The organism is Pseudomonas putida S13.1.2, assembly GCF_000498395.2.
In the GTDB taxonomy this organism is placed as follows: domain Bacteria; phylum Pseudomonadota; class Gammaproteobacteria; order Pseudomonadales; family Pseudomonadaceae; genus Aquipseudomonas; species Aquipseudomonas putida_Q.
The window spans coordinates 4962759-4986833 of sequence record NZ_CP010979.1; the positions used below are offsets into that span (position 1 = coordinate 4962759).

The 24075-nt window shown below is 63.1% G+C and carries 19 protein-coding genes and 2 pseudogenes; 11 read left to right on the plus strand and 10 right to left on the minus strand.

Annotated features, from left to right (window positions below):
* Nucleotides 1-54 precede the first annotated feature (54 nt).
* The gene (gene algB / locus N805_RS21855; RefSeq protein WP_019472445.1) at nucleotides 55-1401 is read left to right on the plus strand and encodes a sigma-54-dependent response regulator transcription factor AlgB; all 1347 of its coding nucleotides are present in this window, start codon (nucleotides 55-57) and stop codon (nucleotides 1399-1401) included.
* Nucleotides 1398-3178 (plus strand): annotated as a pseudogene (locus tag N805_RS21860) (KinB sensor domain-containing domain). Before algB ends, N805_RS21860 begins: the two are co-directional and overlap by 4 nt.
* 39 nt (nucleotides 3179-3217) lie before the next feature.
* On the opposite strand, the gene N805_RS21865 reads toward N805_RS21860, so the two are convergent.
* The 7 genes and pseudogenes from N805_RS21865 to N805_RS21895 form a co-directional block, all read right to left on the minus strand.
* The gene (locus N805_RS21865) at nucleotides 3218-4822 is read right to left on the minus strand and encodes an EAL domain-containing protein (protein ID WP_019472443.1); all 1605 of its coding nucleotides are present in this window, start codon (nucleotides 4820-4822) and stop codon (nucleotides 3218-3220) included.
* A 209-nt stretch (nucleotides 4823-5031) separates the two neighbouring features.
* Nucleotides 5032-5820, minus strand: a complete 789-nt coding sequence (locus N805_RS21870; RefSeq protein WP_019472442.1) for an N-acetylmuramoyl-L-alanine amidase — start codon at nucleotides 5818-5820, stop codon at nucleotides 5032-5034.
* A 79-nt stretch (nucleotides 5821-5899) separates the two neighbouring features.
* The gene (locus N805_RS21875) at nucleotides 5900-7819 is read right to left on the minus strand and encodes a GGDEF domain-containing protein (RefSeq protein ID WP_019472441.1); all 1920 of its coding nucleotides are present in this window, start codon (nucleotides 7817-7819) and stop codon (nucleotides 5900-5902) included.
* A gap of 27 nt (nucleotides 7820-7846) precedes the next feature.
* Nucleotides 7847-8679, minus strand: a pseudogene (locus N805_RS21880) (endonuclease/exonuclease/phosphatase family protein).
* Nucleotides 8680-8713: 34 nt separating this feature from the next.
* Nucleotides 8714-9346 (minus strand): thiol:disulfide interchange protein DsbA, encoded by a 633-nt coding sequence (dsbA, locus tag N805_RS21885; protein WP_019472439.1) that lies wholly within the window; start codon nucleotides 9344-9346, stop codon nucleotides 8714-8716.
* A 215-nt stretch (nucleotides 9347-9561) separates the two neighbouring features.
* Entirely contained in the window at nucleotides 9562-10179 is a 618-nt protein-coding gene (locus N805_RS21890) for a c-type cytochrome (protein WP_019472438.1), read from the minus strand.
* 31 nt (nucleotides 10180-10210) lie between these two features.
* The gene (locus N805_RS21895; protein ID WP_016484276.1) at nucleotides 10211-10513 is read right to left on the minus strand and encodes a c-type cytochrome; all 303 of its coding nucleotides are present in this window, start codon (nucleotides 10511-10513) and stop codon (nucleotides 10211-10213) included.
* 201 nt (nucleotides 10514-10714) lie between these two features.
* Here N805_RS21895 and yihA point away from each other — a divergent pair, with 201 nt between their 5' ends.
* Entirely contained in the window at nucleotides 10715-11347 is a 633-nt protein-coding gene (gene yihA, locus N805_RS21900) for a ribosome biogenesis GTP-binding protein YihA/YsxC (protein WP_019472437.1), read from the plus strand.
* Nucleotides 11348-11787: 440 nt separating this feature from the next.
* Here the strand turns inward: yihA and polA are convergent, their stop codons facing one another.
* A complete protein-coding gene (polA, locus tag N805_RS21905) occupies nucleotides 11788-14535 on the minus strand; it encodes a DNA polymerase I (RefSeq protein ID WP_019472436.1) in 2748 nt (915 codons plus the stop codon).
* Nucleotides 14536-14610: 75 nt separating this feature from the next.
* Here polA and N805_RS21910 point away from each other — a divergent pair, with 75 nt between their 5' ends.
* Nucleotides 14611-14898 (plus strand): DUF2782 domain-containing protein, encoded by a 288-nt coding sequence (locus tag N805_RS21910; protein WP_019472435.1) that lies wholly within the window; start codon nucleotides 14611-14613, stop codon nucleotides 14896-14898.
* A 69-nt stretch (nucleotides 14899-14967) separates the two neighbouring features.
* Complete coding sequence (locus N805_RS21915; RefSeq protein ID WP_019472434.1) at nucleotides 14968-15918, plus strand: homoserine kinase; 951 nt, start codon at nucleotides 14968-14970, stop codon at nucleotides 15916-15918.
* Between the two features lie 111 nt (nucleotides 15919-16029).
* Here N805_RS21915 and N805_RS21920 read toward each other — a convergent pair whose 3' ends face one another.
* On the minus strand, nucleotides 16030-16986 hold the full coding sequence (locus tag N805_RS21920) for a zinc ABC transporter substrate-binding protein (RefSeq protein WP_019472433.1): 957 nt from the start codon (nucleotides 16984-16986) through the stop codon (nucleotides 16030-16032).
* Nucleotides 16987-17004: 18 nt separating this feature from the next.
* On the opposite strand from N805_RS21920, the gene zur reads away from it, so the two are divergent.
* The 4 genes from zur (at nucleotide 17005) to N805_RS21940 (ending at nucleotide 19870) form a co-directional block, all read left to right on the plus strand.
* Nucleotides 17005-17490 carry a zinc uptake transcriptional repressor Zur gene (gene zur, locus N805_RS21925; protein WP_019472432.1) on the plus strand — a complete coding sequence of 162 codons (486 nt, stop codon included), beginning with the start codon at nucleotides 17005-17007 and terminating at the stop codon, nucleotides 17488-17490.
* Entirely contained in the window at nucleotides 17487-18260 is a 774-nt protein-coding gene (gene znuC / locus N805_RS21930; RefSeq protein WP_012269923.1) for a zinc ABC transporter ATP-binding protein ZnuC, read from the plus strand. Before zur ends, znuC begins: the two co-directional genes overlap by 4 nt.
* Complete coding sequence (gene znuB / locus N805_RS21935; RefSeq protein WP_019472431.1) at nucleotides 18253-19035, plus strand: zinc ABC transporter permease subunit ZnuB; 783 nt, start codon at nucleotides 18253-18255, stop codon at nucleotides 19033-19035. Before znuC ends, znuB begins: the two co-directional genes overlap by 8 nt.
* A 127-nt stretch (nucleotides 19036-19162) precedes the next feature.
* A complete protein-coding gene (locus N805_RS21940) occupies nucleotides 19163-19870 on the plus strand; it encodes a PA5502 family lipoprotein (RefSeq protein ID WP_019472430.1) in 708 nt (235 codons plus the stop codon).
* Nucleotides 19871-19980: 110 nt separating this feature from the next.
* On the opposite strand, the gene katE is transcribed toward N805_RS21940, so the two are convergent.
* Complete coding sequence (gene katE, locus N805_RS21945) at nucleotides 19981-22125, minus strand: catalase HPII (RefSeq protein ID WP_019472429.1); 2145 nt, start codon at nucleotides 22123-22125, stop codon at nucleotides 19981-19983.
* Nucleotides 22126-22352: 227 nt separating this feature from the next.
* Between katE and N805_RS21950 the strand changes: the two genes are divergently transcribed.
* The gene (locus N805_RS21950) at nucleotides 22353-23360 is read left to right on the plus strand and encodes a methionine ABC transporter ATP-binding protein (RefSeq protein WP_016497411.1); all 1008 of its coding nucleotides are present in this window, start codon (nucleotides 22353-22355) and stop codon (nucleotides 23358-23360) included.
* On the plus strand, nucleotides 23360-24031 hold the full coding sequence (locus N805_RS21955) for a methionine ABC transporter permease (protein WP_019472428.1): 672 nt from the start codon (nucleotides 23360-23362) through the stop codon (nucleotides 24029-24031). The genes N805_RS21950 and N805_RS21955 overlap by 1 nt, the downstream gene beginning before the upstream one ends.
* Nucleotides 24032-24075 lie beyond the last annotated feature (44 nt).

Sequence of the window (24075 nt, forward strand, 5' to 3'; positions counted from 1 at the left end):
CTTGCCCGATTTTTCCCACACTAAATAAAGATCTATCCCTAAGGAGCACAGGAAATGGAGTCAGCCCAGGACAAGCAAGGCCGCATTCTGCTGGTGGATGACGAGTCCGCGATCCTGCGCACCTTCCGCTACTGCCTGGAAGACGAGGGCTACAGCGTGGCCACCGCCAACAGCGCCGCCCAGGCCGAAACCTTGCTGCAGCGCCAGGTGTTCGACCTGTGCTTCCTCGATTTGCGCCTGGGCGAGGACAACGGCCTGGACGTACTGGCGCAGATGCGCATCCAGGCCCCGTGGATGCGCGTCGTGATCGTCACCGCGCACTCGGCAATCGATACCGCGGTAGACGCGATCCAGGCCGGGGCTGCCGACTACCTGGTCAAGCCGTGCAGCCCAGACCAGTTGCGCCTGGCCACCGCCAAGCAACTGGAGGTGCGCCAGCTTTCTGCGCGCCTGGAAGCCCTGGAAGGTGAGGTACGCAAACCCAAGGACGGCCTCGACTCCCATAGCCCGGCGATGATGGCGGTACTGGAAACCGCCCGCCAGGTCGCCACCACCGACGCCAACATTCTCATCCTGGGTGAGTCCGGCACCGGTAAAGGTGAGCTGGCCCGGGCCATCCATGGCTGGAGCAAGCGGGCACGCAAAGCCTGCGTGACCATCAACTGCCCGTCGCTGAACGCCGAACTGATGGAAAGCGAACTGTTCGGCCATACCCGCGGCGCCTTCACCGGCGCCAGCGAAAGCACACTGGGGCGGGTCAGCCAGGCGGACGGTGGCACGCTGTTCCTTGACGAGATCGGCGATTTCCCGCTGACCTTGCAGCCCAAACTGCTGCGCTTCATCCAGGACAAGGAATACGAGCGCGTCGGCGACCCGGTTACCCGGCGTGCCGATGTGCGGATTCTGGCCGCCACCAACCTGAACCTCGAAGAGATGGTGCGCGAAAGCCGCTTCCGTGAAGACCTGCTGTATCGCCTGAACGTCATCACACTGCACCTGCCCCCGCTGCGCGAGCGCAGTGAGGACATCCTCACCCTGGCCGACCGTTTCCTTGCCCGCTTCGTCAAGGAATACTCCCGCCCCGCTCGCGGCTTCAGTGACGAGGCGCGCTCGGCCCTGCTCAATTACCGCTGGCCTGGCAACATTCGCGAACTGCGCAACGTAGTGGAACGGGCCAGCATCATCTGCCCGCAGGAGCGTGTAGAAATCAGCCACCTGGGCATGGGCGAACAACCCGCCGGCAATGCCCCGCGCGTGGGCGCCGCACTGAGCCTGGATGAGCTGGAGCGCGCCCATATCGGCGCGGTGCTGGCCGCCAGCGATACCCTGGACCAAGCCGCCAAGACCTTGGGCATCGATGCCTCCACCCTGTACCGCAAACGCAAGCAGTACAACCTATGAAGTGGCCACCCATGAAGCTGCGCACGCGGCTTTTCCTCAGCATCTCGGCGCTCGTGACCGTGGCCTTGCTTGGGCTGCTGCTGGGCCTGGTCAGTGTGCTGCAGATGGCCACCGTGCAACAGCAGCTGGTGCGCGAGACCACCCATGCCCTGGAAGTGGGGCTGAAGTTGCGCCAGAACCTGGGCGAACAGCTGACCCTGATTCTTGATGAAGACACCGCCCCGGAAAGCCTGCGGCTGCTGCAGGAAAACTTCCAGGCCTTGCTCAATCAAGGGCTGGAGCAAGGCGGTGAGCGCACCGGTTTCAGCAAGGCCAGTAGCAATTACCAGGCATTCCTCCAGGCCTATCGCGACAGCGCCGCACCCGCTCGCAGCATGGGGGTGGATGAGCCGCTGGGGGCCGCGTTCAACCAGGTGCGCAGCGACCTGATCGATTCCCACAGGCAGGCACTGGACCTGATCACCCGTAGCGAGGAACGCACCCGTGACCGCGCCTTGCTGGTCAGTGGTGTCCTCGGCCTGATGGGCCTGGTGGTGCTGGTACTGGGCTTTATAACCGCGCACAACATCGCCCGGCGTTTCGGCCAGCCGATCGAAGCCTTGGCCAAGGCGGCCGACCAGCTGGGCAAAGGCAACTTCGACGTCACCTTGCCGGTCACTCAGGCTTCCGAGCTCAACCAGCTGACCCGCCGCTTTGGCCTGATGGCCGATGCTTTGCGCAAGCACCAGGCCACCAATGTGGACGAGCTGCTGGCCGGCCAGCAGCGGCTGCAGGCCGTGCTCGACAGCATCGACGACGGCTTGCTGATCATCGACCGCCAGGGCCGCCTCGAGCACCTCAACCCGGTGGCGCAGCGCCAGCTGGGCTGGAACGACGGCCGCGTGGGCAGCAGCCTGGCCGAAGCCCTGCAACGCCCGAGCTTGAGCAACAGCTGCGCCAGGTACTGCGCGGCGGCAGCCTGGACCGCCCACCTGACGACCTGAACATGGAGGTTGATGAAGAATCACGCCTGCTCACCTACAGCCTGACCCCCGTCAGCCACCCGCAAGGGCCAATCCTTGGCGCAGTGATGGTGCTGCACGATGTGACCGAGCAAAGGGCCTTCGAGCGGGTGCGCAGCGAATTCGTGCTGCGCGCCTCCCACGAACTGCGCACCCCGGTGACGGGCATGCACATGGCCTTCGGCCTGCTGCGCGAGCGGGTCAAGTTCCCGCCCGAGGCCCGTGAGAACGACCTGCTGGAAACCATCGGCGAAGAAATGCAGCGCCTGACCCAGCTGATCAACGACCTGCTCAACTTCTCGCGCTACCAGAGCGGGCTGCAGAAACTCGACCTGGCCCCCTGCGCGCTGGACGAACTGCTGGAGCGGGCGCAACTGCGCTTTGCCGAGCAGGCAGCACACAAGCAGATCGAGTTGATCAAGGAACTGGAACTGCCGCTGCCACGCCTTCAGGCCGATGCCGCCCAGCTGGACCGGGTGCTGGACAACCTGCTGCACAACGCCATCCGCCATACCGCCAATGGCGGGCGTATCCGTCTGCATGCCCGGCGGCATGCGGAGCGGGTCATCATCAGCGTCGAGGACAACGGTGAGGGGATTGCCTATGGGCAGCAAGGGCGCATCTTCGAGCCCTTCGTGCAAGTAGGCCGCAAGAAAGGCGGCGCCGGGCTCGGGCTGGCGTTGTGCAAGGAGATCGTGCAGTTGCATGGCGGGCGCATGGGTGTGTTTTCCCGCCCGGGGGAGGGCACGCAGTTCTACATGGCGTTGCCCGTTTGAGTTTCGCCTGCACCGACCTCATCGCCGGGCCGGAATCACTCAGTGGTCAACCCGTCGCGGCAAGTGCCCGCGGGTGACCAGCTCGGCAAATTGCCGAGCGTTCAGAGGCCGGGCAAACAGCCAGCCTTGGCCATAGTTGACCCCTTCGCTGTTCAGCAGCACCGCTTGGTCCTCGAACTCGATACCTTCGGCAATCACCCGCAGGTGCAGGTCATGGGCCATGCGGATGATATGCGGGGCAACGCCACTGCTGGCGGCATCGTGGCCCAAGGCATCAATGAACGCCTTGTCGATTTTCAGGCAGTCCACCGGCAAGGTCTGCAGGTAGGCCAGGCTGCAATAACCGGTACCAAAATCATCAATCAGCACCTGATGCCCCACGGCGCGCAGCGCCTGCAGGTTGTCGCGGGCTACCACCACGTCGATCAGGCCACGTTCGGTCACCTCGAAGGCTATCTGGCTGGGCGCCACGCGATGCAAGGCCAACAGGCGCGCCGCCACCCGGCCAATGCGAGGCACCATCACATCGCATGCCGCCAGGTTTATCGATATGTACAACTTGGGGTGCGAGCGCAGTAGCTGCCCTAGCTGTTCAAGCACACGTTGCAGGACAAAATCGGTGATCTGGCGAATCTGCCCGGTGTTCTCCGCCAGCGGAATGAACAGGTCCGGGCTGGTCAGAGTGCCGTCCGGGCGACGCCAGCGCACCAGGGCCTCGGCACCCACGCAACGCCGGCTGTCGAGCTCGATGATTGGCTGATAAAGCACCTGTAGCTCGCCACGCCGTAAGGCATGCTGCAACTCCGAGCTCATCGACCGTCGTTGCAGGATCAGCTGGAGTACCAGCCAACCGATGCAGCAGGCTGCCAGCACGCTACCGGGGAACAGCAACCAGAGCATGCCGTTCATCCTCAGCGGCAGGCTCGCCCTGGGCGCTATCAGCACAAGCTGGTAATCCGGCGACTTGGTCGGCATTCGGTAGATCAGCCGGTCACTGAGTTCCAGCAGTGACTTGTGGCTGTTCGACCATGCGGAGGGCGGTGGCCATACCTGAGGCGGGCCGAGCACCGGTATGGCCCGGGCGCCGTTATCCAGCACCACCACCAGGCTGCCGCCCGGGGGCAGGTCGACCACATCGGTCAGGTGCCCGCGCGAAGTGGAGACCACGAACTTGCCCCGGCCCAACATCAGTGCAGCCAGGTTCTCGTTCGGTTCGGTGGTGGTGTTCAACCAGTAGCTGTAGGTCGGCCCCTGGATATCGGGTGCCCGCAAAGGTTCGAACGCCCGCTCATCGCCACGGTTGGAGCAAGCGACATTGCCATCCACATAAGCTGCTTCATAAATGAACCGAGAACTCAGGCCAACCTGCTGCAACGCCGCCAGCATCTCCGGGCTACAGCCACGCAAGGGCTGCGCCTGCAACAGGTCCACCCCTTCTCGCAACTGGCCAAACACTTGCTCGAGGCGGTCGAGAAAACGCTCGCCCTGGGCGTTCATCTGCTCGCTCTCGCTTTGCTTCATCTGTTGCAGGGCAATACCGATGCTGGCAGAGAGCAACAGGGCGGCACTGGCCAGCGCTGCCAAGGTGGCCAGCATCCAGGGACGGTAAAAAATTTGGCGCAGCAGGGTGATGATGGCTGACATCAAAGGCATCCAGTTGATAACTAAGGTATAGCAACTGAATTGAGAATCACCTTCACCGTCTGGCGCTTATCCGAAGTTTACGCAGGCCCTTGTAGGAGCGGCCTTGTGTCGCGAAAGGCTGCAAAGCAGCCCCGGGATTTCAGCCTTTGGCTTGGGTCGCCGGGGCCGCTTTGCGGCCCGTTCGCGACACAAGGCCGCTCCTACAGGGCTCAGCGCATGCGGTTGAGCACCTGCAGCATCGCTGCCGTCTGCGCATCCGGCATGCCGTCGAAGCGCTGCGGGCGGAAGCGCATCTGAAACGCAGCAATCACATGGCGGGTGGCTACATCCAGCACCCCGGTCTGCTCGATTTGATAACCAAACCGCGCCAGCTCCTGCTGGTACCAGCCAATGTTCGGCGGGTTGACGCTGAAGTAGGCCTGCTGGCGTGCCACGGCATTGGCATCTGGCCAGATACCCAGCCCGGCATCGGCCAGGCGTTTCCACGGGAACAGCGGCCCCGGGTCCAGCTTGCGCAGCGGGGCGATATCGCTGTGGCCAATGATGTGCCGCGGCTCGATGTTGTTGCGTTTGACGATGTCCTTGAGCAGCGCGATCAGTGATTGCACCTGCGCTTCACTATAGGGGTGCCAGACCCGGCCGTTCGGTGTGTCGGTGAACCCCGGGTTGACGATCTCGATACCAATGGACGAGGAGTTCAGCCAGGTGCGCCCCTGCCACTGGCTGTCACCGGCATGCCAGGCTCGGCGGTTTTCATCCACCAGCTGATACACCGTCGCCGGGCCGTCGCCAATCAGGTAATGGCTGCTGACCTCACCGTGGGTAAGCAACGCCAGGGAGCGCTCCAGCGAAGCATTGGTGTAATGCAGGACAACGAACTGGATGCGGTTGTCGTGGTTGGCCGAGGGGTGGCTGCGGTCGATCCGCAGGCCCGTCGAGCAACCGGCGACAGACAATAGCAAAAAGGAAATCAGCGTTTTTTTTAGCGAAGAAAGCACGTCAGTGGCCTCAGCGAATGAGCGCTACAGTATAACGTGCTCCCCATGGCCGCGCTTACCGTGGGTCAGTGTTTGCAGGCTAGCCCTGCTCGACGCGGTTGCGCCCCTGCTCCTTGGCCCGGTACAGCGCCGCATCGGCACGCTTGAGCACCTGGTCGCCGCGCTCGCCGGAGCGGAATGCACCCAGGCCGATGGAGGTGGTGATCACCACCCGCTCGCCCCTGAAGTGGAACGGGCAGGCTTCCACCGTGGCCCGCATTGTTTCCGCCACCTGGGCAGCGGCGGCCGGCGATGTCTGTGGCAGCAGCAGGACGAATTCCTCGCCGCCGAAACGGGCGATGAAGTCACGGCCCCGCAGGCGCTTGCGCAACTGGTCGGCGACAATCTTCAAAACCTTGTCCCCGGCCAGATGCCCGTAACTGTCGTTGATGCGCTTGAAGTGATCCAGGTCGAGGATGGCCATGGCCAGATGGCCGCCGTTCTCCTGCCACTCGATTATTTCGCGCTCGACCCGCTCGCTCCAGGCCGCGCGGTTTGGCAGGCCGGTGAGGGGGTCGAGCAGGGCTTTCTGGCGCTGCTCTTCCAGGTGCTCGCGGTAACCGAGCGCCTCGTGCTCCATGTTCGCAACCCGTTCGGACAGGCCTTGCAGACGCCCGGCCAGCTCTTGCTCGCGGCGATCCCGCTCGTGCTTGTGCTCGTCCATGGTGACCAGCAGGCCTTCCAGGCGGTTTTCCAGGATGTGCTTGAGGCTATCGACGTCGGCGGCGCCCTGCACACTGCTTTGCAAGCCATCGACATGCTCGCGCAACTGGGTATCCAGCTCGCGAGCGGCAACGCTGTTGTCGGCGTGGCCGGCGCTGGCCTCGCGCAGGTGGCTCTGGAAGCCTTCCAGGCGCTCGTTGAGCTGCTGCAGGTAGGTTTCGAATTCGTGCTGGCCACTGTCGGTGATCGCCAGCATGAGCACAGCGAGGTCATCGAGCACCGGGATCAGCTCATACCAGTTCAGGCCACGGGCGACTCGCTCGCGCATTTCCAGCGCCTGGGCCTTGTGCCGCTCGGGCAGGCTCAGGTCATCGAGCAGGCCGATCAGGGTCTTTTCGATGTGCGCAGCGACCTGGCTGTAGGGCGGCTCTACCGCGTAGGGCAGGGCATAGGGGCCGTCTTCGCCGAACGTTTCTTCAAGTGGGGGTGCCGGTTGTGCTGCTGCCAGAGGTTCGCTGACGGCCGCGCCAGGCTCGGGCGCTTCATCCTGCAGCGGCAGCAGGGCAGTAGGTGTTTCAATTGTTTCGATCAGCGCCGGACCAGAACCCTCCAGCTCAGGTTGAGGCACTTCGATCGCTTCGGCGGCAGAGGCTGGAAGCGGTAGCAGCGCATCCACATCGTCAGGCTGCGGGGCTTCGATACTGCCCTTTGCAGCCGGGGGCGCGTCAGCAACAAGCACCGGCACCGGCACGTGCTCGCTTTGGGGGTCGTCCTCACGGCTGCCGAACAAGCGTTGCAAAAAGCCGGGCCGGGCTTCGTCCCCCGGTTTGCCAAGGGCCGACAGTGCAAGGCCCTGCAAGCCACTCAGCTCGCCCAACAGAGGCGGCAGTTCGCGAGACTGGGCAACGCCACCATCGAGTTTTTTCGCCAGCTTTTTCAACGGCCGCGAGATCTCGCTGGGCAGCGGCAAGCCTTGCAGCTGGCCCACCAGCGCGGTCAACGCATCGCTGACCTGATTCATGCGGGTTTCGCGGCGCTGTTCAGAGTCCAGCACCGCTTTCTCCAGGCGCGGAATCAACCCGGCGAGGCCGGCGTCCATGTTGTCGCTGCGGATAACCTCACGCATCTCCTTCATGCACGCGTCCACCACCTTGTCACTGCCTTCGGCAGCCAGGGTGCTGCGCACCAGACCGCGACGCAGCAGGTCGAGACGGGCGTCCCAGCGGCGTTCGAGCTTTTCTTGCTGCTCGATGCTTTTAAGGTATTTTTCTTTCCAGCGCTCAGCGTCTTCAGTCATGCCGGGGTCCGCAAACGGTGATGGCAATTAGCTCAAGACCGGCAGCGTATCCACAGTCAATGCATCAGGCAATCGAATCTCGACAGCAACGGGAAGGTGGTCGGAAATTGGCCGCGCCAGCACCTCGACACGCTCCAGCGTAAGGCTTGAGCTGAGCAGGATATGGTCCAGGCAACGCTGCGGGCGCCAGCTTGGGAAAGTCGCCTCGACTTGTGGGGCGATCAGGCCCAGATCGCGCAGCGGCGAGTGCTCCAGCAGGTCGGTGGCATGGGTATTCATGTCGCCCATCAGCACCTGGTGGCGGTAACCGCCAATCAGCTCGCGGATGTAGCCTAGTTGCAGGGCGCGGGTTTTGGCACCCAGCGCCAGGTGCATCATCACCACGATCAGCGCATCTTCACCTTCACCAAACCGTACCAGTATCGCCCCACGGCCGGCCGGGCCGGGCAACGGGTGATCTTCAAGCAGTTGCGGCTTCAGCCGGCTGAGAACGCCATTGCTGTGCTGGGCAAAACGCCCCAGGTTGCGGTTGAGCTGCTGGTACCAATAAGGGAAGGCACCCAGTTGGGCAAGGTGCTCGACCTGGTTGACGTAGCCCGAGCGCATGCTGCCACCGTCGGCTTCCTGCAAGGCCACCAGGTCGAAGTCGGCCAGCAATTCACCGATTTTCTGCAGGTTGCCGGCACGCCCGTTGTGTGGCAGCAAGTGCTGCCAACTGCGGGTCAGGTAATGCCGGTAGCGCTCGGTGCTGATGCCGACCTGAATGTTGAAACTGAGCAGCCGCAGGCGACCATCCTCGGGCAGGCCAGAGGCCTGCAGGTGATGCTCGTTGACCTGCGGCTGGTGCAGGCCAATGCCACGCGTGGTTCTGAAGCGAGGCATGGGTTACGCCGCCTACTTGGCGGCGCGCTCCTTGGCGATCAGTTGGTCGGCGACGTCCAGCACGCCCTCCGGCCCGCCAGCGGTACCCAGGTCGAAGCGGTACTTGCCGTTGACGACCATGCTCGGTACGCCGGTGATTTCGTACTTCTTCGCCAGTTCCTTGGCCTGGTTGACCTGGCCCTTGATGGCGAACGAGTTGAAGGTGGCGAGGAACTTGTCCTTGTCCACGCCCTGGGTGGCGAGGAAGTCAGCCATGTCTTTCGGGTCGGTCAGGCGCTTGTGCTGGTTCTGGATGGCATCGAACACTGCCGCGTGTACCTTGTGCTCGACGCCCATGGCTTCGAGGGTCAGGAACATCTGGCCGTGAGCGTCCCAGGGGCCGCCGAACATGGCCGGTACACGCTTGAAGTTGACATCCTGTGGCAGTTTTTCAACCCATGGGTTGATGACCGGCTCGAAGTGGTAGCAATGTGGGCAGCCGTACCAGAACAGCTCGACCACTTCGATCTTGCCGGGTACGGAAACCTGAACAGGGTTGCTCAGCTCGAGGTATTGCTTGCCGGCAACAGGCTCCGCGGCCTGGACGGCAGTCATACCGAATACGCTGGCAGCCACCAGCGCGGCGCTGAGAATCAGTTTACGCATGCTTTACTCCTGAGCAGTCATTGGTCGCCACGACGCGACCTGCACTGAGACAGGCCGGGAAGGGTTCGAGTTCTGTAGTGTAACGGCTGCGGACTGAAAAAAGGGCGGCCCGGCCGCCCTTTCATCATTGGCCTACAACATTAACTGAAGGTTAATGCAGCGCTGCTGGGATACTGGGGCCGCGTTACGGCCCATCGCGACGAAGCTCCTACACGTTAATGCAGGCCCTGAATGTAGCTGGCCAACGCCTCGATATCGTGGTTGCTCAGCTTGCCGGCGATGGTGCGCATGGTCATGGCATCGCCATCGTTGGTGCGGTTGCCTTCGCGGAAGTCCGTGAGCTGCTTGGTCACGTACTGCGAGTGCTGGCCGCTCAGGTGCGGGAAGCCGGCCAATGCGATGCCCCCGCCGTTGGGCGAGTGGCAGCCGGTGCAGGCTGGCATGCCTTTCTCCAGATCGCCACCGTTGAACAGCGCACGACCACGTTCGACCAGCTTTGGGTCGGCGGCGCCCACGCTGCCTTTCTGGCTAGAGAAGTAGGCGGCGATGTCGGCCAGGTCCTGGTCGCTGAACGGGGCCAGCATACCGGTCATTTCCAGCACGGTGCGCTTGCCCGACTTGATATCGTGCAGTTGTTTTTCGAGGTAACGCTGGCCCTGGCCGGCCAGTTTCGGGAAGTTCGGTGCCGGGCTATTGCCGTCGGGACCGTGGCAGGCGCCACAGACGGCCGTCTTGGCCTGACCGGCGGCGGCATCGCCTTTGACAGTTTGCGCAGCAGTGGCCGCACCTGCGACACCCAGGGTCAACAGCAGACTCACGACTAGTTTGTTCATCAGCTAATCCAACACGGCTAAGGGTGAAATGTTATGTATCGGGACTGCCGCTCATCCAAAGGATGACCAAACGGTAGTCCTCGGCACTGCAGTCCATGCACAATCCACGCGGCGGCATAGCCTTGAAACCCTGAGTCACGTGCTTCACCAGTACATCCATGCCTTGCGCCAGCCTTGGCTCCCAAGCTGCCCGGTCACCCTGTCTGGGTGCCTGTGGCAACTGCCCGGTGTGACAGGCCGCACACGTGCGGTTGTACAACACCTCGGGATCCTGTGTAGCCTGTGCGCTGAAAACCGGCAGGAACATACCGACAGCAAGCAGCCATTTCGCCATGCGGAACGACCTTCAGGGTTGGGGGCCGCGCTGCGTTCTGATGCGCGAGCTATTGTTCGACACCCCATGCCCGTTCTCCTTCGCTGGGAGAATGAGCACACAAAAACTGGGGCATTATATACTTCCGCCATCCAAACGGAAACGACACCGCTTGCCAGGCTCGGGCCTTCAGAGTCAGGCAACACCCACATCGGATATCCCATGCAAGTCAAGAACCCCATCCTCGGCCTCTGCCAGAAAGCCACATTCGCCCTCAGCGCTGCCAAGGTCGAACAATGCCCGGACGACCAGGGTTACGAGGTGGCTTTTGCCGGCCGCTCCAACGCCGGCAAATCCAGCGCCCTCAACACCCTGACCCATGCCAGCCTGGCGCGTACCTCGAAAACTCCCGGGCGCACCCAGCTGTTGAATTTCTTCAGTCTGGACGATGAACGGCGTTTGGTCGACCTGCCGGGCTACGGTTATGCAAAAGTGCCGATCCCGCTCAAGCAGCACTGGCAAAAACACCTGGAAGCCTACCTGGGCAGCCGTGAGTGCCTGCGCGGCGTGATCCTGATGATGGACGTGCGCCACCCAATGACCGACTTCGACAAAATGATGCTCGACTGGGCCAAGGCCAGCCGCATGCCCATGCACATCCTGCTGACCAAGGCCGACAAGCTGACCCACGGCGCGGGCAAGAACACCCTGCTGAAAGTGCAGTCGGAAATCCGCAAGGGCTGGGGCGATGGCGTGACCATCCAGCTGTTCTCGGCGCCCAAGCGCCTGGGCGTGGAAGACGCCTACCGCGTGCTGGCGGGCTGGATGGAGCTGGAAGACAAGCCAGTGGCCTGAAGCTGTATCGCTCCCTCTGTAGGAGCGGCCTTGTGTCGCGATGGGCTGCAAAGCAGCCCCGGCGATCTATGCGGCAACGCTGAAATCCTGGGGCCGCTTTGCGGCCCATCGCGACACAAGGCCGCTCCTACAGGGACCGCACAGACCAGGAATTGCGGGCAAAAAAAACCCCGGACTTCGTATGGGGAGGGGGAAGTTCGGGGTCCAAGTTCCGGACCGCTAGGGCGGGGTCCAGATATCTGCCAACACTTAACACAACATAGGAGCATCGAAGGGCTTCACCAGCCATTCAGTTACTCTGAGTTCCGCTTCACCACTTTAGTTCCGAAGGCCTGAAAACTATTTGCGATAGTTTCATGAAACTTCAGCACCCACGGCACTGAGCAGCGCCAGGATCCGCGTCACTCCGTCGCAGATCCTACACAGCTTTACCTGATCAATCAGTGAGCTTCGTCCCAATTCGCGCCGATTCCTGCTTCCACCAGCAGCGGCACATCCAGCTGCGCGGCCTGGCTCATGTACTGGCGAATTTCATCTTTCACCTGCTGCACCAGGTCCTCACGCACCTCCAGTACCAGTTCATCGTGTACCTGCAGGATCACCCGGGCATCCAGCCCGCTCTCGCTCAACCAGTTATCCACATTGACCATGGCTCGCTTGATGATGTCCGCGGCAGTGCCCTGCATCGGCGCGTTGATCGCCGTACGCTCGGCGCCTTTGCGCAGGGCCGGGTTCTTGGCGTTGATGTCTGGCAGGTACAGCCGACGGCCGAACAGGGTTTCGACAAAGCCTTGCTCGGCGGCCTGCGCACGGGTGCGCTCCATGTAGGCCAGCACGCCCGGGTAGCGGGCGAAGTAGCGGTCGATGTAATCCTGCGACTGCTTGCGGTCGACGCCGATCTGCTTGGCCAGGCCGAAGGCGCTCATCCCGTAGATCAGGCCGAAGTTGATGGCCTTGGCCTTGCGGCGCTGGTCGGTGGTGACGTCTTCCAGGGCCACGCTGAACACTTCCGCCGCCGTCGCCCGGTGTACGTCAAGGTCGTTGCGGAAGGCGTGCAGCAAGCCTTCGTCCTTGGCCAGGTGGGCCATGATGCGCAGCTCGATCTGCGAGTAGTCCGCCGCCAGCAGTTTGTAGCCCGGGCTGGCAATGAACGCCTGGCGGATACGCCGGCCTTCGGCGGTACGAATCGGGATGTTCTGCAGGTTCGGGTCGCTCGACGACAGCCGGCCGGTAGCCGCCACTGCCTGCTGATAGGAGGTGTGGATACGCCCGGTGCGCGGGTTGATCTGGCCCGGCAGCTTGTCGGTGTAGGTGCTCTTGAGCTTGCTCAGGCTGCGGTACTGCATCAGTACCTCAGGCAGTGGATAACCAAGCAGGGCCAGTTCATCCAGCACGGCTTCGGCGGTGGATGGCTGGCCCTTGGCGGTCTTGCTCAGCACCGGCATGCCCAGCTTGTCGTAAAGGATCGAACCCAGCTGCTTGGGCGAGCCAAGGTTGAATTCCTCACCGGCCAACTCGTAGGCACGCAGCTCCAGTTCGGCCATCTTCACGCCCAGTTCACCGCTCTGCACCTGTAACAGTGCGGCGTCGACCAGCGCACCCTGGCGCTCGATCTTGGCCAACACCGGCACCAGCGGCATCTCGATGTCCATCAGCACCGGCTGCACGCTCGGCGTCTGTGCCAGGCGCGCCTGCAACGCCTGGTGCAGGCGCAGGGTGATGTCGGCATCTTCGGCAGCGTAGGGGCCGGCCTTGTCCAGGTGGATCTGGTTGAAGGTGAGCTGCTTGGTGCCTTTGCCGGCGATGTCCTCGAAGGCAATGGTGGTGTGGCCGAGGTACTTCTGCGCCAGGCTGTCCATGTCGTGACGGGTGGCGGTGGAGTTCAGCACGTATGATTCGAGCATGGTGTCGTAAGCCACACCGCGCATTTCGATGGCGGGCGAGCCGTTGGCGAGGATATTGATGTCGTACTTGGCGTTCTGCCCGACCTTGGCCTTGGCCGGGTCTTCCAGCAGCGGTTTCAGTGCCAGCAATACGGTCTCGCGGTCCAGCTGGGCCGGTGCGCCTTCATAGTCGTGGGCCAACGGCACATAAGCCGCCTCATGGGGCGCGACAGCGAACGACAGGCCAACCAGCTGCGCCTTTTGGGCATCCAGGCCGGTTGTTTCGGTATCGAAGGCGAACAGCGGCGCCTGGCGAAGCTTTTCTAGCCAGGCGTCGAAACGGGCTTGGTCAAGAATGGTTTCGTACTTCGGCTCGACCTTGGCCGCCGGCTCTTCGACCGGCGCAACATCCTCACCAGCCCTTGCGGCGTCTCGCTGCACCTCGGCAACCCAGCTCTTGAATTCCATCTCGGTGTACAGCGCTTGCAGCGCTTCGCGGTCAGGCTCACCGCACACCAGTGCATCAACTTCGACGTCCAGCGGTACATCGACCTTGATGGTGGCCAGCTCGTAGGACAGGAATGCCGCGTCCCGGTGTTCTTCAAGCTTGGCCGGCAGGGTCTTGGCGCCGCGAATGGCCAGTGCCGGCACCTTGTCCAGGTTCGCATACAGATCGCTGAGGCCGCCGCCGATACCGGTCAGCAGGCCCACCGCAGTTTTTTCGCCAACGCCGGGGACGCCTGGGATGTTGTCGACCTTGTCACCCATCAGGGCCAGGAAGTCGATGATATGTTCCGGGCCGACGCCAAATTTCTCGTGCACGCCAGCCACGTCCAGCACGCTACCGGTCATGGTGTTGACCAAGGTAATGTGCCCGTCCACCAGCTGAGCCATGTCCTTGTCACCGGTCGAGATGATCACCGGGCGGCCCTGGGCGGCAGCGCTGCGCGCCAGGGTGCCGATGACGTCGTCGGCTTCGACACCCTCGACGCACAGCAGCGGATAGCCCAGCGCCTTCACGCTGGCATGCAGTGGCTCGACCTGCACACGCAGATCGTCAGGCATGCTTGGGCGGTTGGCCTTGTACTCTGCGAACATGGCATCACGGAAGGTGCCGCCCTTGGCGTCGAACACCACCGCGAACAAGCTGTCGGGGTACTGTTTGCGCAGGCTCTTGAGCATGTTCAGCACACCCTTCACCGCACCGGTCGGCATGCCCTTGGACGTGGTCAGCGGCGGCAGCGCGTGGAAGGCGCGGTACAGGTAGGAGGAACCGTCCACCAGGACGAGGGGGGCTTGGCTCATGAGCAGAATCAACCTTTTCGACGGGTCCGGCGCTAGAATAGCCAGAATCATTGACGACAAAGGGACTAGGTTATCATGCGTGCACTCAATCGCCTGTTACTGCTCGGCCTGTTGGCAACCACGCCAGTCGTCACCCTGGCGGCGGATGACGCCCCCTCGGCCGATCCCGAGGTGACCATTCGCACGGAAGGCGACAAAACCATCCAGGAGTACCGGCAGAACGGTTTCCTGTATGCGATCAAGATCACGCCGAAAAACGGCAAGCCTTATTTTCTGGTGCGCGCTGATGGCACTGATGCCAATTTCATTCGATCCGACCAGCCGGACATGCTGATTCCGTCCTGGAAGATCTTCGAGTGGTAATCTGACGCGCACCGTTCACATCAACCCGGCACTTCCCGGCGGAAGTGCCCGTATGGGCAAATTTTCATCATGTCAGTCTTCACCCCCGTGACCCGGCCTGAGCTGGAAACCTTTCTGGCACCGTATGAGCTGGGCCGTCTGCTCGACTTCCAGGGCATTGCCGCCGGCACCGAGAACAGCAATTTCTTCGTCAGCCTCGAACAGGGGGAGTTCGTCCTGACGCTGATCGAGCGTGGGCCAAGCGAGGACATGCCGTTCTTCATCGAACTGCTCGACACCCTGCACGACGCCGACATGCCTGTGCCCTACGCCATTCGGGATCGCGACGGCAACGGCCTGCGCGAGCTGTGCGGCAAGCCGGCGCTGCTGCAGCCACGGCTGTCGGGCAAGCACATCAAGGCGCCCAACAACCAGCACTGCGCCCAGGTCGGCGAGCTGCTGGCGCACATTCACCTGGCCACCCGCGAGCACATCATCGAGCGCCGCACCGACCGTGGCCTGGACTGGATGCTGGCCTCGGGTGCCGAGCTGCTGCCACGCCTGTCCGCCGAGCAAGCCGCACTGCTGCAGCCGGCGCTGGATGAAATCACCGCGCACAAGGCACAGATCCTCGCGTTGCCACGGGCCAACCTGCATGCTGACCTGTTCCGCGACAACGTGATGTTCGAAGGCACTCACCTGACCGGCGTGATCGACTTCTACAACGCCTGCTCCGGGCCGATGCTGTATGACATCGCCATCACCGTGAACGACTGGTGCCTGGATGAGAAGGGCGCGGTGGATGTACCGCGTGCCCAGGCATTGCTGGCAGCCTATGCAGCGCTGCGGCCGTTCACGGCGGCCGAAGCCGAGCTGTGGCCGGAAATGTTGCGGGTAGGCTGCGTGCGCTTCTGGCTGTCGCGCCTGATTGCGGCCGAGTCGTTTGCCGGGATGGATGTGATGATCCATGACCCGAGCGAGTTCGAAGTGCGCCTGGCGCAGCGCCAGAAGGTGGCCTTGCACCTGCCGTTCGCCCTCTAGACCCCGTCTGCTTCTTCGCGGGCACGCCCGCTCCCACAGGGATAACACAAACCTGAAAGTTATCGTTGTTCCTGTGGGAGCGGGCATGCCCGCGAAGACGCCGGTACAGGCTTACAGCTGTTCCAGGCACCCCGCCAGCTCACCACCCAGCTTCTCCAGCAAGCGCTCGTAACCCTTGCCATCCACCGGGTCGGTGCCACCCAGTGCATCCAGCTCAGCCAAACGCACCGGCAGCCCGGCAGTCAGGGTCTCGGCCAGGCGCGGTCGCAATGGCGGCTCGCTGAACACGCACGTCTTACCCACTTCCTGCAGGCGCTTGCGCATGGCTGCCACATGTTGCGCCCCAGGCTGCACCTCGGACGCCACGCTGAACACCCCGGTGTGCTTCAAGCCATATTCAGCCTCGAAGTAATCGAACGCTTCGTGGAACACGAAGTACGGCTTGTCGGCAATACCGGCCACCCGCGCCTTGATACGTCCATCCAGCGCATCCAGCCGCTCATCGAAGGCCTTCAGGTTGCTCTGGTAGCGAGCCGCATTGGCCGGATCGACCTGCGCCAGGTCAGCCGCCATTTTAGCCGCAATTACCCGCGCATTAGCCGACGATAACCACAAGTGTGCGTCCAGGCTGCCTGGACGGTGGTCGTGGTCATGATCGTCGTGGCCTTCTTCCTCATGGGAATGGCTGTCCTCGCCAAAGTGGCGCAGCTTCATGCCCGCAAGCGACTGCACAGCCACCGTGGCCTTGCTGCGGCTTGCCAGCACCCGCGGCAGGAAGTTCTCCATGTCCGGGCCGATCCAGTACAGCAGGTCGGCATCACCCACCCGCCGCACATCGGACGGGCGCAATGCATAGTGGTGCGGCGAGGCGCCTGGCGGCAGCAACACGTCAGGGCTGCCAACGCCATCCTGCACGGCGGCGGCAATCTGCTGCAGGGGCTTGATACTGGTGAGCACACGCACATCGGCCTGGGCAGAAAATGCGATGAAAGCGACAAACAGAGCTAGGAATCGGGACACGGTGGATACTCGAGTCGTCAGAAACAGGTAACATAATAACGTCTCCATCCAGAACCGTCGCTGCCCATGTCCATCACGCCGCTGGCCAACCGTCCTCACGATCATTCCCATTGCGTACACAGCGCACTGGCTGAAGCCGACGCCTTGTGCACCCGCCAGGGCTTGCGCCTGACCGCGCTGCGCCGCCGTGTGCTGGAGCTGGTGTGGCAAAGCCACAAGCCGCTGGGCGCCTACGACATCCTCGCCGTGCTCAGCGAGCAGGATGGCCGCCGTGCCGCCCCGCCCACGGTGTACCGCGCACTGGACTTCCTGCTGGAAAACGGCCTGGTGCACCGCATCGCCTCGCTCAACGCCTTCATCGGCTGCAGCCACCCCGAACACGTGCACCAGGGCCAGTTCCTGATTTGCCGGGCCTGCCATGTGGCCATCGAGCTGGAGCAGAGCAGCATCAGCGACGCCATCATCAACAGCGCCAAAGGCGTGGGCTTCACGGTCGAGACGCAGACCGTCGAAGTGGTCGGCCTGTGCGGCAGCTGCCGGAGCGCGGCATGAGCGATGCCCTGATCCGCCTGGAGCAGGTCGGCGTCACCTTTGGCGGCGAGGCGGTGCTCGACAGCATCGACCTGTCGGTCGCCCCCGGCCAGATCGTCACCCTGATCGGCCCAAACGGGGCGGGCAAGACGACCCTGGTGCGCGCCGTACTCGGGCTGCTCAAGCCGCACCGCGGCAAGGTATGGCGCAAGCCGAAGCTGCGCATTGGCTACATGCCGCAAAAGATTCAGGTCGATGCCACGCTGCCGCTGTCGGTGCTGCGCTTTCTGCGCCTGGTGCCCGGCGTAGACCGCGCAGCAGCCTTGTCGGCGCTACAGGAAGTGGGCGCCGAACAGGTCATCGACAGCCCGATCCAGACCATTTCCGGTGGCGAGATGCAACGCGTGCTGCTGGCCCGCGCCCTGCTGCGCGAACCCCAGTTGCTGGTGCTCGACGAGCCGGTGCAGGGCGTGGACGTGGTCGGCCAGACCGAGCTGTACAACCTCATCACCCGCCTGCGTGATCGCCATGGTTGCGGCGTGCTGATGGTTTCCCACGACCTGCACCTGGTGATGAGCGCCACCGATCAGGTGGTATGCCTGAACCGTCACGTGTGCTGCTCGGGCCACCCCGAGCAGGTCAGCGGCGACCCGGCGTTCGTCGAACTGTTTGGCCAGACTGCGCCGAGCCTGGCCATCTACCACCACCACCACGACCACAGCCACGACCTGCACGGTTCGGTGGTCGCCCCTGGCACCCATGTTCACGGAGAGCACTGCAAGCATGGCTGATTTTCTTCTCTACGCCTTGCTTGCCGGTTTGTCCCTGGCGCTGGTGGCCGGCCCGCTGGGCTCCTTCGTGGTGTGGCGACGCATGGCCTATTTTGGCGACACCCTGTCCCACGCCGCCCTGCTCGGCGTAGCCCTGGGCTTTGCCCTGGATGTCAGCCCGGCGCTGGCAGTTACCATCGGCTGCCTGCTGCTGGCGATCCTGCTGGTCACCTTGCAGCAACGCCAGCCGCTGGCGTCCGATACCCTGCTCGGCATTCTCGCCCCCAGCACCCTGTCGCTGGGCCTGGTGGTACTGAGCTTCATGCACGATGTGCGCATCGACCTGATGGCCTACCTGTTCGGCGACCTGCTGGCCATCAGCACCACCGACCTGGCCTGGATCCTGGGCGGCAGTGCGCTGGTGCTGCTGCTACTGGCCGCGCTGTGGCGGCCGCTGCTGGCGGTTACCGTGCACGAAGAACTGGCCATGGTCGAAGGCCTGCCGGTGGCCGGCCTGCGCCTGGCACTGATGCTGCTGATTGCGGTGGTGATTGCCGTGGCCATGAAGATCGTCGGTGTGCTGCTGATCACCTCGCTGTTGATCATCCCCGCGGCTGCGGCGCAGCGTCACGCCCGCTCCCCCGAGCAGATGGCCCTGGGCGCCAGCCTGCTGGGCGTTATCGCCGTCTGCGGTGGGCTGGCCATGTCCTGGTTCAAGGACACACCCGCAGGCCCGTCGATCGTGGTGTGCGCGGCGGTGCTATTCTTGCTGAGCCTGGCCCTGCCGAAACGCTGAGAGACAGGGCGTGTGCAGGCACGCCTTGCAACCTTTTGCCGGGTAAAGGGTCTGTAAGACCTGTTTTCGAGCGTGCGCACCTGGGTGTAGACTTGCTCGCTTTTTGCGCAAATAGAGAGTCGCAGGAATGAAGCCGTTCGCCTCCCGTTATCTGCTTGTTGCCGCGTTTTCCCTGTTCCTGGCTGCCTGTTCCAGCGCGCCGGTCGAACAGGCCACCGCACCTGCCCAAGCCGATGCCTGGCAGCAGTTGCAACAAAACATCGCCAGCAACGAGCTGGCCACCGCCGAAGACCAGCTGGCAGCCCTGCAGGCCCAGTCGCCGGATGACGCACGCCTGGAGCAATACCAGCGTCAGTTGGCCGAAGCCTATCTGCAACGCAGCCAGATCGTCTTGCAAAAGGGCGATGTGAACGCGGCCGCCACCGCCCTGGCCCGTGCCCGTGCATTGATGCCGCAAGCCCCGGCCGTAACCGGTGGCGATCCGCTGTCCCAGGCACGCAAGGCCGAGCTGGAGAAGGCGGAGGCTGCCTTGAAAGCCGCCGAAGCCAAGCCCAAGGCACGCATCATCGACCCGACAGCGCCAAGCACGGTGGTGGCGTTGAAGACCACTGACAGCCGTGCCATGCGCCGCCAGCTCGATGACATTGCCGCCGATGTGGTGAGCTATGACTGCGACGTGGTGTTCCAGGTGCCGCGTACCAACGATGCGCCCTGGCTGAAGACCTTGCTGGAGAAGCGTGTGCGCAAGATTGACAGCGGGTTCGAGCTGAAGCAGAAGCATCAGATTCAGCGCTCGCTGCCGGCGCAGGTGGTTCTGGTACCGCATCAGCGCTGAAAACACTGGGGGCGCTGCGCGCCCCTTTCGCGACACAAGGCCGCCCCTGCAAGGGAATGCAATCTCCTGTAGGAGCGGCCTTGTGTCGCGACGGGGTGCGAAGCAGCCCCTTAGGCCGGTACAGCCTGCGCAGCAGCTTCACGCTCCCACACCCGATGCCCCTCGACCGCTTTGACGAAAGCATCCAGCGTCTTCTGGTCATCGCCCAGCAACAGCCCCTTGTCCTCCTTCAGGCCCAGCGCGTCCACCAGCACCTTGCCCTCTGTGGCAAAGCCGATCGCCTTCAGGTGCTTGTAAGCCTCGAGCAGGAAGTGCTTGGCCAAGCCACTCGCCCCGAGCGCATCAAGTGCGGCCTTGCCGGCCGGTACCAGCACCCCGTCGAACATGATCGAAGGCATGCCCTCCATCGAAGCGTCCACTGGCAGTGCCTTGCCGTCGGCAGCCTTGACCGGTGCCGAGGTGGGCCCAAGCAGCATTATGCGCGCGCTGTGCGCCTCAAGCGCCTTGACCAGCCGGTCGACACTGCCAGCATCCACGCCATCAGCCAGCAGCACGGCTATCTTGCGCCCCTTGATACCCACAACCCCCGGATGGTTCATCTGGCTCAATGCCGGGGACTCGGCAAGCTTGCTGCCTTTCACCTGAACGGTGCCCGCCTTGGGTGCCGGCAACCCCAGGTTGGCGGCTACGGCGGCCGCCAGCTTGAGGTCGATGTTGGCCAGAATCTCGTTCACCTCTCGGGCACGAATGGCCTCGCGCTCGACCTTGCCCAGCTCGAAGCTGTAGGCCTTGATGATGTGCTGTTGCTCTGTCGGGCTCATGCTCTGGAAGAACAACCGCGCTTGCGAGAAATGGTCGCCGAACGACTCGCTGCGCTGGCGAATCTTGTGCGCATCAATGCGTTCCTGGAAGCTCTCGAATCCGCCGTCCTGTGCCGCAGGTGGCGTTTCCTTCGGCCAGCCACCGTCGATGGAGTTCGGCTCATACGAGGCACGGCCCCTGTGCACGGTGTGCTGGTGCAAAGCGTCGCGCTGGTTGTTGTGGTTGGGCGCCACAGGGCGGTTGATCGGGATCTGGTGGAAGTTCGGCCCGCCCAGCCGGCTCAGTTGCGTGTCGGTATAGGAGAACAGCCGGCCCTGCAGCAGTGGGTCATTGGTGAAGTCGATACCCGGCACGATATGGCCAGGGCAGAAGGCAACCTGCTCGACCTCGGCGAAGAAGTTGTCCGGGTTGCGGTTCAGCACCATCTTGCCCAGCGGGGTAACGGGTACCAGTTCTTCGGGAATGATCTTGGTCGGGTCCAGCAGGTCGAAGTCGAACTTGTGTTCGTCAGCCTCCGGCACAATCTGCACGCCCAGCTCCCATTCCGGGTAGTCGCCGGTTTCAATGGCTTCCCACAGGTCACGGCGCTGGAAGTCGGTGTCCTTGCCCGCCAGTTTCTGGGCTTCGTCCCACAGCAGCGAATGCACGCCCTGGCTCGGCTTCCAGTGAAACTTGACGAAGCTGGCCACACCCTCGGCATTGATCAGGCGGAAGGTGTGCACGCCAAAGCCTTCCATCATTCGCAGGCTGCGCGGGATGGCGCGGTCAGACATGGCCCACATGACCATGTGGGCCGACTCCGGCACCAGCGAGACAAAATCCCAGAAGGTGTCATGCGCCGAGCCGCCGGTAGGTATCTCGTTGTGTGGCTCTGGCTTTACCGCGTGGACAAAATCGGGGAACTTGATGGCATCCTGGATGAAAAACACCGGCATGTTGTTGCCGACCAGGTCGAAATTGCCTTCGTCGGTGTAAAACTTGACGGCAAAGCCCCGCACATCGCGCACCGTGTCGCCAGAACCGCGTGGGCCCTGCACCGTGGAAAAGCGCACGAAAACCGGGGTGATCTTTTCCGGGTCCTGCAGGAAGCCGGCCTTGGTCAGCTCTGCGTGGTTGCCATAGCTCTGGAAGAACCCGTGGGCCCCGGTACCGCGTGCGTGCACGATGCGCTCGGGGATCCGTTCATGGTCGAAGTGGGTGATCTTCTCGCGCATGATGAAGTCTTCAAGCAGCGAGGGCCCGCGGTCACCCGCCTTCAGGGTGTTCTGGTTGTCAGCGATGCGCACGCCCTGGTTGGTGCGCAGCGCATGCCCGGTCGCATCGCTGCGGTCGGCCTCCAGGCTTTGCAGCTTGGCATTGGTATTGGCCCGGTCAGGGGTCTGGGTGCCGGCGGCTTCGCTCTGCTTGGGCGCGTCCGTTTTCTTGCTGGGCATGATCGGCTCTCCTCATCAGTCTTAAGGCGTGCCCGTTCAGGGCTTGTCCAAGTAGTGACTGGAGGGCGTTGCCGAGCGTTCAATCTTGATTACCAGTTGTCGCGATATGCCCGAAGGATTGGTGCATTACGAAATAAATGCTAAGAACAGCTATGGGAAAAGGCTAAAATGCGCGACCCCAGCTAACCGCTGACCCAAATTTCAATGCGCCCCACAAGGTTCGCTACGTGATCGAGTTCCAACAGGTACATAAGACCTACCGCGTTGCCGGTAGGGAAATCCCCGCACTGAATCCGACCAGCCTGACCATCGAAGATGGCCAGGTGTTCGGCCTGATCGGCCATTCCGGCGCCGGCAAAAGCACCATGCTGCGCCTGATCAACCGCCTGGAAGAACCCTCCGGCGGCAAGATCATCGTCGACGGCGAAGACGTCACCGCGTTCAACGCCAGCCAACTGCGCGGCTTCCGTCAGCAGGTCGGGATGATTTTCCAGCACTTCAACCTGCTGGCCTCCAAGACCGTCGCCGACAACGTCGCCCTGCCACTGACCCTGGCCGGTGAGCTGTCGCGCAGCGAAATCGACAAGCGCGTCACCGAGCTGCTAGCCCGTGTCGGCCTGCAAGACCACGCCAAAAAGTACCCGGCGCAGTTGTCCGGCGGCCAGAAGCAGCGCGTCGGCATCGCCCGCGCCCTGTCCACCAACCCGAAGATCCTGCTGTGCGACGAGGCCACCAGTGCCCTCGACCCGCAAACCACGGCCTCGGTCCTGCAACTGCTGGCCGAAATCAACCGTGAGCTGAAGCTGACCATCGTGCTGATCACCCACGAGATGGACGTGATCCGCCGTGTTTGCGACTGCGTGGCAGTGATGGACGCCGGCCAGATCGTCGAGCAAGGCTCGGTGGCCGATGTGTTCCTGCACCCGCAGCACCCCACCACCAAGCGCTTTGTCCAGGAAGACGAGCAGGTCGACGAAGGCGAGCAACGCGACGACTTTGCCCACGTACCGGGCCGCATCGTGCGCCTGACCTTCCAGGGCGACGCCACCTACGCGCCGCTGCTGGGCACCGTGGCCCGCGAAACCGGTGTGGACTACAGCATCCTCGCCGGGCGTATCGACCGCATCAAGGATGTCCCCTATGGCCAGCTCACCCTCGCCCTGATCGGCGGTGACATGGAAGCGGCGTTCGCCCGCTTCAAGGCAGCTGACGTACATATGGAGGTACTGCGTTGATGGACGCGCTCAATTTCTTTGCCAACGTCGACTGGGCCGAAATCTGGCTGGCCACCATCGACACCATGATCATGCTGTTCGGCTCGCTGTTCTTCACCGTGCTGCTGGGCCTGCCACTGGGTGTGCTGCTGTTCCTCTGCGGGCCAAAGCAGATGTTCGAACAGAAGGGCGTGTACGCGCTGCTGTCGCTGGTGGTCAACATCCTGCGCTCGCTGCCGTTCATCATCCTGCTGATCGTGATGATTCCGTTCACCGTGTTTATCACCGGCACCTCGCTGGGCGTTGCCGGCGCCATCCCGCCGCTGGTGGTGGGTGCCACGCCGTTCTTCGCGCGCCTGGTGGAAACCGCCCTGCGTGAAGTGGACCGCGGCATCATCGAGGCTACCCAGTCGATGGGCGCCACCACCCGCCAGATCATCACCAGTGCGCTGCTGCCGGAGGCCCGTCCGGGTATCTTCGCGGCCATTACCGTCACCGCCATCACCCTGGTTTCGTACACCGCCATGGCCGGTGTGGTGGGTGCCGGTGGCCTGGGCGACCTGGCTATCCGCTTCGGTTACCAGCGTTTCCAGACCGATGTGATGGTAGTGACCGTGGTACTGCTGCTGGTACTGGTTCAAGTACTGCAGAGCGTGGGCGACAAACTGGTCGTGCATTTTTCCCGTAAGTAACCCCAATGGGGTCGGCCTGGCCGACCCGTTCGGGGGCCGTCGCG

Bases quoted from the DNA above. Each gene is read 5' to 3' on its own strand.
- algB (WP_019472445.1), top strand. From the start codon at position 55: ATGGAGTCAGCCCAGGACAAGCAAGGCCGCATTCTGCTGGTGGATGAC.
- N805_RS21865 (WP_019472443.1), bottom strand. From the start codon at position 4,822: ATGTCAGCCATCATCACCCTGCTGCGCCAAATTTTTTACCGTCCCTGG.
- N805_RS21875 (WP_019472441.1), bottom strand. From the start codon at position 7,819: ATGACTGAAGACGCTGAGCGCTGGAAAGAAAAATACCTTAAAAGCATC.
- dsbA (WP_019472439.1), bottom strand. From the start codon at position 9,346: ATGCGTAAACTGATTCTCAGCGCCGCGCTGGTGGCTGCCAGCGTATTC.
- N805_RS21890 (WP_019472438.1), bottom strand. From the start codon at position 10,179: ATGAACAAACTAGTCGTGAGTCTGCTGTTGACCCTGGGTGTCGCAGGT.
- N805_RS21895 (WP_016484276.1), bottom strand. From the start codon at position 10,513: ATGGCGAAATGGCTGCTTGCTGTCGGTATGTTCCTGCCGGTTTTCAGC.
- yihA (WP_019472437.1), top strand. From the start codon at position 10,715: ATGCAAGTCAAGAACCCCATCCTCGGCCTCTGCCAGAAAGCCACATTC.
- polA (WP_019472436.1), bottom strand. From the start codon at position 14,535: ATGAGCCAAGCCCCCCTCGTCCTGGTGGACGGTTCCTCCTACCTGTAC.
- N805_RS21910 (WP_019472435.1), top strand. From the start codon at position 14,611: ATGCGTGCACTCAATCGCCTGTTACTGCTCGGCCTGTTGGCAACCACG.
- N805_RS21915 (WP_019472434.1), top strand. From the start codon at position 14,968: ATGTCAGTCTTCACCCCCGTGACCCGGCCTGAGCTGGAAACCTTTCTG.
- N805_RS21920 (WP_019472433.1), bottom strand. From the start codon at position 16,986: ATGGAGACGTTATTATGTTACCTGTTTCTGACGACTCGAGTATCCACC.
- zur (WP_019472432.1), top strand. From the start codon at position 17,005: ATGTCCATCACGCCGCTGGCCAACCGTCCTCACGATCATTCCCATTGC.
- znuC (WP_012269923.1), top strand. From the start codon at position 17,487: ATGAGCGATGCCCTGATCCGCCTGGAGCAGGTCGGCGTCACCTTTGGC.
- znuB (WP_019472431.1), top strand. From the start codon at position 18,253: ATGGCTGATTTTCTTCTCTACGCCTTGCTTGCCGGTTTGTCCCTGGCG.
- N805_RS21940 (WP_019472430.1), top strand. From the start codon at position 19,163: ATGAAGCCGTTCGCCTCCCGTTATCTGCTTGTTGCCGCGTTTTCCCTG.
- katE (WP_019472429.1), bottom strand. From the start codon at position 22,125: ATGCCCAGCAAGAAAACGGACGCGCCCAAGCAGAGCGAAGCCGCCGGC.
- N805_RS21955 (WP_019472428.1), top strand. From the start codon at position 23,360: ATGGACGCGCTCAATTTCTTTGCCAACGTCGACTGGGCCGAAATCTGG.